Here is a 7,565-nt window from a genome sequence, read left to right on the forward strand (position 1 = left end):
CGCGATAAACCAATCATAGCGATAAATAAAACGTTCGGCTTGGCTGGGAGTTTTGGTCCGCCGGTCTATGAACGACGGACCGCTCGACGCTGTGCGGGCTCAACATAGGGGCGCTGTCCTTGTTGGGCCGTTTGCGCCCGGGGCGTTACCCGAGCACGCGTACGGGCCCCAAGAGACCGCTGGGCTCGGAGGGCTCGGTCATGCCGAACATGTCGGCTACGGCGTGGTCGAGGGTGTTGATGATGTCAATCGTGAGCGCGTGCTCACCGGCTAAAAGTGCGGCGGCCTCAAAGCGGTAAGGCGGACAGATGCGGGTGCCGAGGGATTTGCCGTCGAGGGTGACGGTTGCGGTCTCAAAGACCTCCCCAAGGTCGATGACAGCGCGGCTGGCCGCTTCGCCCAGGACAAAGGAGGCCTGGTAGCGGAACGTGCCGGCCTTGCCGGGGAACTCGGCCGAGGATAGGTCGTGCAGGTCTGCAAGCTCAACAGACTCGCCAAAGGCATCGGTACCAGGGGCAGAGAAGGCAACCGCCCAGGGCCCGTCGACGCATGCGGCTTCGTCTTCGGCGGTTGCCACAGCAACGGAACCTGTAGCCCCAAGGACCACGATGCAGCTCTCGTAGGGAGCCAGCTCGAGCGTGCCGTCAAAGGCGGCGGGATCGGTGCCGTTGAGCAGGTCGAGGCGCGCGCCTGCAACGGGCGTGCCGCCGGCAAGCGCAATCTGAGTGGAGATACCCTGCTTGGGATGCTCGTTGACGAGCGTCAGATAGGTCTCGCCCGCCCGCTCGTAGCGCAGTGCGCGCAGCCAGGGCTGGGACTCGGCACAAACCACGGTCTGCATACCGGTGTCGGCAAGCGTGCCTGCGAACTCGGCGGTTGCCAGGAGCTTGATGCCGGCGACCGCGGCTGCATCCACGGAGGCAAAGCCCTCGCGGGCTGCAATATCACCGTCGTAGCGCTTGCTCGGCAACTCATCCAGCGCGTACACGGCAACACCTGCGGCTGCGGCGCGCGCGGCAAAGTCGAGCACGGCTCCGCCGACAAACTCGGCTCCGGGCATCACCAGGCAGCGGTATGCCTGGCCGTTCACGCTAAAGCCGCTACCGTCTGCGGCAATTTCAACGGCATAGCGCCCTGCGTCCTCAAATGCCTCTGCCGGCACGATGTCAAAGTCGACCTGCGCGCGCATAAGCTCGGAGGCGGCATGCTGCATAAAGTTCGCCTCGCCTGTCCACTCGGCGTCCGCATGGTAGAGAAGCGCCACCGGGGTCGTTGCGCGCCCGCCGCTCAGCAGGCTCGCCGTACGGTTCATGTAGCTCATGAGCTTGCCAAAGTGCGCAAACTGGGGGTTCTGACCGTGCGCGTAGAAGTGCGGCGGGCAGTCCCAGTCGGGGAAGGCGGCCATGCTAAAGGCATGCGGCACAAACCAATTGACGCCGCGCACCAAAAAATAATCGGCGATCCACTTCATCTCGCGTAGGCCTTCGTGCCATCCAAATGCGCCAAAGACCTCGGCCATGCAGCGCCCCTGCTTTTTGGGGTCGAGGTGTGCTGCCGAGGAGCCCAGCTTGGGCAGCACGTAGTTATAGAACTCGAGGTCCCACACGCCGCGTCCGTAGCTGTGAAGGCCGCGGTCCATGCCGGGTACCAGCTGGTTGATCACGATGTCGACGCCCGCCATGTCCTGACCGCCTACGGCGCGGAAGTAGTGCCCGGTGCCCACGCCCAGGCGCGCGTGGCAGTCCTTGTCCTCGATAATGTGGCCGATGTACTGCACGCCGCGCGCGCGGCACCAGTCTCCGAGCTGGTCGCAGAAGCACTCCTTATAGAGGGTGCTCGCGATGTCCATATAGACGTGGCGTACGTGCGCGCCGGCCGGCTCGCGGTCCCACAGGTGCGGGAGCTCGGCCAGGTAGCGCTCGCCCAGTGCCGCGCGTAGGCGACGCTCAAGCTCGGCCGACCAGGGTAGGGGCGCGGTGGCCTTGCCGATGAGCGTGTCCGAGATGCCATCGGGGCCCGTGGTGCCCTTCTCGTTGGCAAATCCGGGCTCATCGGAGAAAAAGCCCAGGATCGTCTTGCCAAACTCATCGCCCAGATGCTCAAAATGCGGCTCGTAGACAGCATCGATGAGCTGCGCCACCGAGGCGCGGTCGACCATATTGATGTAGTCCTCGTTGTAGGAGGTCTTGCCGCTCGTGAACATCACGCACGCTTGCGTGATACCGGCCGGCGCGTCAAAGACTAGGCGACAGGGCGTGCCGTGCTCGTCCTCGATTACGCGGTGCTCGACCTCGACGGGGCTGCCGTCCTGCATAAATGTCACGCCGTAGAAGCGCTCCGTTTTGTCGAGCATGTTGGCGAGCGCGATGCTCGCGGCGGACGTGGGGCCCACGATATCGAACGTGCGGTGCGTGAGCACGATCTTGCGGAGCTCGGGCACGGCCTCCTTGACGGCGCCGTTGGCAAAGCCCGTGGGGAAGTGCGCGTCGTCCAAGATCCAGAGCTTAAGGCCCAGCTGCTTGCACTCGTCAATGACAAAGCGCAAGTCGCGCCACCAGCCCTCGCCGCAAAAATCGGGGTGTGGGCGGCTTTCGAGACAGACCTCGTGGATGTCGGCGCCGGCGATCTTTTCCAGATACTCGGCAATGGTCTTATGGCTCTCGCCCTTCATCCACAAAAACGGAAGCACGTGGTTGTCGTATGTGCCCTCGAGCACCTGCTGATAGTACGCGGTCATGGATCCTCCTTGGCTCGATCGGTCTGCTGCATAGCACAGATTATGGACGCGTCGGCGCGTTCTGCTAATATCTGAATCACGACGAACTATGACCAAATCAACGATTGGCAAGCCATGGAGATCGACGAGCTCGAGCGTAGGCTCAGCGAACTGAGCGCCAGTGAGATCGCTTATAAAGACGGCATGGCATTTGATTGGTCGATTATGACCGAGCATGTCGAAATCGACGGATGCCCAGTGCGCAAGATTGGGCAGCCAGGGTTTGCCTATGCCCAGCCCGGCATGCCGCGTGGCCTGACGATAAGGAAAAACTCGCGCTTTAATGCAGTTCCCGAGCACGTGCATGATTACGTGGAGATGAGCTATGTGTATCGCGGGCGCTGCCCGCAGACGGTGGCGGGGGAGAGGCTCGAGTTGCGCCGCAACGAGGTGCTTTTGCTCGACGCCCTTTGCCCTCATGCCGTGGCGGCGCTCGGCGAGGACGACATCATGCTGAGCATGACCGTTTCACGCTCTTTTTTGCGCCGGAGTCTCGAGTCGAGCCTCTCGCGCGAGAGCGCGGTCTCGCGGTTTTTGTTCAACGCGCTCAACAGCGAGACGGACCATCGGGGGCATGTCCGTTTTTACTGCGGCGAGAGCCGTCGGATTCGGCGCTACATGCAGGAGATGCTCTGCGAGCTGTACGACCCGAGCCCCAACGGTCCCGAGATCGTCTTGCGTCTGTTTCAGCTGTTTTTGGCCGAGCTCATGGATTGCTACGAGCGCGAGCTGGTGCGCGGCGCGGCGGACGGCACGGCGGGGCCCACTGCCCTGGTGACGGGAATGCTTGGCTATATCGATTGTGAATTCGCTGCATGCTCCCTCGAGGGGATGGCGGCGGAGTTTGGCTTGAGCCCTAATTATGCGACGGCGCTTCTCAAGCGCCATGTGGGCAAGACCTTTAGGCAGCTTGTGCAGGAGCGACGCCTGGTACGTGCGGCCGAGCTTCTGCGCGGCGGCGCCACGGCCGGGGCGGCTGCGCATGCGGTGGGCTATGAAAACATGAGCTTCTTCTACCGTAAGTTTCACGACAAGTATGGCTGCACCCCCGCGGCATACCGCCGGTAAGCGCGGGGCGGATCGTCTTCGCTCCTTCGGTGTCAAAAAGTTTCAGCTGCAGCGCTGTTGCAGCGCGCGTCTGCGAAAAGAAGTGTCCAAATCGGCGCCTTCGCCCTGGCCTGGAGCGACTCGGCGGCATACTCGTTTCATCAGCAACACGCATGAGCGAGGAGGCACTTATGGGATTCCCCGAGGGTTTCTATTGGGGCGGCGCCACGGCCGCCAATCAGTTTGAGGGCGCTTGGAACGTTGACGGCCGCGGTCCGTCGGTCGACGACCACTTCTTGGGTGGCAGCTACAAGGAGCCGCGCCAGATTACGATCGACATCGACCCTAACCGCTTCTACCCCAACCATGACGGCATCGATTTCTACCATCACTACGAGGAGGACATCGCGCTGTTCGCCGAGATGGGCTTCAACATGTTCCGCATGTCCATCTCTTGGAGCCGCATCTTCCCCAACGGCGACGACGCCGAGCCCAACGAGGCCGGCCTCGCCTTTTACGACCGCGTCTTCGACTGCCTGCGCGCTCACAATATCGAGCCGCTCGTGACCCTGTCGCACTACGAGATGCCTTATCACCTGGTCGAGAAATACAACGGCTGGGCGAGCCGCGAGCTCATCGGCTTCTTTGAGAAGTACTGCCAGACCGTCTTCGACCGCTATCAGGACAAGGTCAAGTTCTGGCTCACCTTCAACGAGATCAACTGCGGCACCCAGGACATGGGCAACCTCTTTGGGACCAGCATGATCCAGGGCTTTGAGGGCCCGGCTTCGGCGGTCCATGCTACGCCGCAGGCTCGTATGCAGGCGCTGCATCACCAGTTTGTCGCCAGCGGCCGCGTCGTGCGCTATGCCCACGAGCATTACCCGCAGTTTAAGATGGGCAACATGGACTGCTTCATCCTTTCCTATGCCGCCACGTGCGATCCGGCCGACGTGTTCGCCGCGCAGCAGGAGATGAATACCATGAACTGGTACTGCTCCGACGTGCAGGTGCGCGGCAAGTATCCGTTCTATGCCAAGCGCTTCTGGGCCGAGAACGATGTCGAGCTTGTGATGGAGGACGGCGACCTGCAGGATATCGCCGACGGCAAGGTTGATTTCTACACCTTTAGCTACTACATGTCCGGCACCGTGGGCACCCACAAGGATCACGAGATGACCGAGGGCAACATGACCTTTGGCGGCAAGAACCCCTATCTGGAGTCCACCGACTGGGGCTGGCAGATCGATCCGCTGGGCCTGCGCATCGCCCTCAACGAGATTTACGCCCGCTACGAGATTCCGCTGATGGTGGTCGAGAATGGCATGGGCGCCTACGATGAGGTCGAGGAGGACGGCTCCATCCACGACCCGTATCGTATCGCCTACTTGCAGAGCCACGTCAAGGCCATGGGCGAGGCCATTGCCGACGGCGTCGACCTGATCGCCTACACCTGGTGGGGCCCCATCGACCTGGTTTCCGCCGGCACCGGCGAGATGCGCAAGCGCTACGGCTTTATCCACGTCGATAAGTACGATGACGGCACCGGTACCTACGAGCGCCGCCGCAAGGACAGCTTCTACGCCTACCAGAAGATTATCAAGTCCAACGGTACCGAGGGCCTGGCTTAATCGACAAGATGAGTGCCACCGGGGAAAAGCCTCGGGACGGGCTCGTGATTCGAGTCCCCACCTTAGCATTTGAACCATTTGGCACTATAATCACCATAGGCATGCGCAAAACGTGCGCTTAATCAAGAGGAGAAAACGTATGGGTCTGTTTGACATGTTCAAGAAGAAGGCTGAGCCCGCGGCTGCCGCTGCTCCGGCCTCCATCTCTGCTTCTGCCGGCGCCGACGTGCTGTGCTCGCCCGTCAAGGGCAAGGTCATCAAGATGGCCGACGTGCCCGATCCCGTCTTTGGTGGCGAGGTTCTGGGCAAGGGCTGCGCTGTGTGGCCCGAGGACGATCTGGTCTACGCTCCCTGTGACGGCAAGGTGACCGTCACCATGGGTCACGCCGTGGGCCTGCAGTCCGATAGCGGAATCGAGGTCCTGGTGCACGTTGGCGTCGATACCGTCAACATGAACGGTGACGGCTTCGAGGGCTTCGTCAAGGCCGACGACGTCGTCAAGGCTGGTCAGCCCATGCTCAAGATCGACCGCGCCAAGATCGCCGCTGCCGGCTACAAGGACTGCGTCGTCGTGGCTGTGTCCAACACCGCCGAGTTCGCCGACGTCGAGCTCGCCGTCGAGGCTGACTCCGCTGTCGCCGCCGGCGATGTCATCGTCAAGGTCGTCCGCAAGTAAACTGCGACATCCAAAGGATGTGCAAAGGTGGTCGGGTTTTCCGGCCACCTTTTTTATTGCACCGCGGGGAAGCGTTTTATTGCACGTTGGGCGGGCTTGCAAACCGTTCGGACGCTAAAACGAACCGACCGCGCCTTCGCGTTGCCGAGGATGTTCATAAGTTGATAGTATGGGCTTACTTATTACAACGTGCGCCGCGTCTGGGAAGCGCGGTGCCGCTCATTGGGAGGAACAACATGAAAAAGAAGCTGCTGCTTGCGCCCCTCATGGCCGTTTTGGTTGCATGCGTGGTCGTGCTTTCCGGTTGTGGAGGCCCTTCGATCGAGGAACTCATCACCGAGGATCTTACGACGCAGTTTGACGAGGTCAAAAACGGTGGCGACGACTTCCTCTCTGGTCTGGAGGAGGCTTCGGGCGACGAGTTCGAGCAGCTGGGTATCGATCCCAAGGAGTATGCCAAGACCTATCTCGAGGGCTTTGACTACAAGATCGGCGACGTGACGGTCGACGAGGACAAGGGTGTCGCGACCGCCGAGGTTTCTATCACATGCAAGTCTATGAACAAGATCGTCGAGGACTTCTCCACCCAGTATCAGGAGAAGGTCGCCGCGCTTGATACGGTTCCTTCCGATGACGAGCTGTACAAGATGGCAGGTCAGGTTATGGTCGATGTGACCAAGGCAACCGAGCCCAGGAAGACCACGGTTATCTTCAAGTACACCTGCAACGACGACGGCGAGTGGTCTGCCGACGACTCTGTCAACTCCGAGATGATGGATGCAATGCTGAGCTAGTTTGTTGCGGCGTTTTACCAAACGCCGCAACTGCTCGACGCTGCGCGGGCACCAGGGCGACAACTTGTCATTCAAAGAGGACGGCATGACCAGAAGGTCTATGCCGTCCTCTTTTCATGCCAATTTGTTCGCCCTGGTGCCCGCTCGCTCATATGACCCAATCCACTGTCAAGGGCCACAATGGCCCCGCCGACCGCTTGCAATCGGTCGGCGGGGCCTGCCGTTAACCCGTCCCGGTCCGCCCCCGGCATGTCATCGACGCCTTCGGCTCAGTCTCATATCCGCGGATACCGCTCCGGCGGCCCGCAATCCTCTCCTTCGGCGGGGTTCCCCTAGTCTGTCTTCGCGCATGCGGCGGTCGCCGCGCGCACAGCGAGAACGGGGGTGTCCCCGAAGGCTGCCCGGCTCGCCGGGACGGGGGCTTATGTCTATTCCGCGCCCTCCCGGCACATCGTGCCGAGGGCCCACAGCCACCTCACGAGCTCGGCCGCGGTGGCCGCGTTCGCCTTCGCCTGCGGCATCCCGCGGGCGATCATCTCCTCGCGGCGGCGCAGGAGCCTCTCGGACCCCTTCCTCCCGTGCATCCTTATCTCGAGGGGCACGCCGGAGCCCTTGGGCATCAGCTTCGGCTGGTGGCCGGC

The 7,565-nt window shown here is 61.8% G+C and carries 6 protein-coding genes; 4 read left to right on the forward strand and 2 right to left on the reverse strand.

Annotation, left to right across the window (positions count from 1 at the left end; genetic code table 11):
• Positions 1-145: 145 nt before the first annotated feature.
• Positions 146-2,737 carry a glycosyl hydrolase gene (locus DW943_RS08940; RefSeq protein WP_158566148.1) on the reverse strand — a complete coding sequence of 864 codons (2,592 nt, stop codon included), beginning with the start codon at positions 2,735-2,737 and terminating at the stop codon, positions 146-148.
• A 114-nt stretch (positions 2,738-2,851) separates the two neighbouring features.
• Between DW943_RS08940 and DW943_RS08945 the strand changes: the two genes are divergently transcribed.
• From DW943_RS08945 to DW943_RS08960, 4 genes are all read left to right on the forward strand, one after another.
• Positions 2,852-3,844: a helix-turn-helix domain-containing protein gene (locus tag DW943_RS08945; protein WP_117766210.1), complete on the forward strand. Its 993-nt coding sequence runs from the start codon at positions 2,852-2,854 to the stop codon at positions 3,842-3,844.
• Positions 3,845-4,014: 170 nt separating this feature from the next.
• Complete coding sequence (locus DW943_RS08950; RefSeq protein ID WP_117862813.1) at positions 4,015-5,454, forward strand: glycoside hydrolase family 1 protein; 1,440 nt, start codon at positions 4,015-4,017, stop codon at positions 5,452-5,454.
• 139 nt (positions 5,455-5,593) lie between these two features.
• Positions 5,594-6,130 carry a PTS glucose transporter subunit IIA gene (locus DW943_RS08955; RefSeq protein WP_089573519.1) on the forward strand — a complete coding sequence of 179 codons (537 nt, stop codon included), beginning with the start codon at positions 5,594-5,596 and terminating at the stop codon, positions 6,128-6,130.
• 236 nt (positions 6,131-6,366) lie between these two features.
• Positions 6,367-6,924 (forward strand): hypothetical protein, encoded by a 558-nt coding sequence (locus DW943_RS08960; protein ID WP_117862814.1) that lies wholly within the window; start codon positions 6,367-6,369, stop codon positions 6,922-6,924.
• A 428-nt stretch (positions 6,925-7,352) separates the two neighbouring features.
• Here DW943_RS08960 and DW943_RS10525 read toward each other — a convergent pair.
• Positions 7,353-7,565: hypothetical protein (locus DW943_RS10525; RefSeq protein ID WP_370448078.1), on the reverse strand; the 213-nt coding region annotated here is incomplete at its 5' end.

It is taken from the genome of Collinsella sp. AM44-11 (genome assembly GCF_003467145.1).
Lineage (GTDB): Bacteria > Actinomycetota > Coriobacteriia > Coriobacteriales > Coriobacteriaceae > Collinsella.

Bases quoted from the DNA above. Each gene is read 5' to 3' on its own strand.
- DW943_RS08940 (WP_158566148.1), bottom strand. From the start codon at position 2,737: ATGACCGCGTACTATCAGCAGGTGCTCGAGGGCACATACGACAACCAC.
- DW943_RS08945 (WP_117766210.1), top strand. From the start codon at position 2,852: ATGGAGATCGACGAGCTCGAGCGTAGGCTCAGCGAACTGAGCGCCAGT.
- DW943_RS08950 (WP_117862813.1), top strand. From the start codon at position 4,015: ATGGGATTCCCCGAGGGTTTCTATTGGGGCGGCGCCACGGCCGCCAAT.
- DW943_RS08955 (WP_089573519.1), top strand. From the start codon at position 5,594: ATGGGTCTGTTTGACATGTTCAAGAAGAAGGCTGAGCCCGCGGCTGCC.
- DW943_RS08960 (WP_117862814.1), top strand. From the start codon at position 6,367: ATGAAAAAGAAGCTGCTGCTTGCGCCCCTCATGGCCGTTTTGGTTGCA.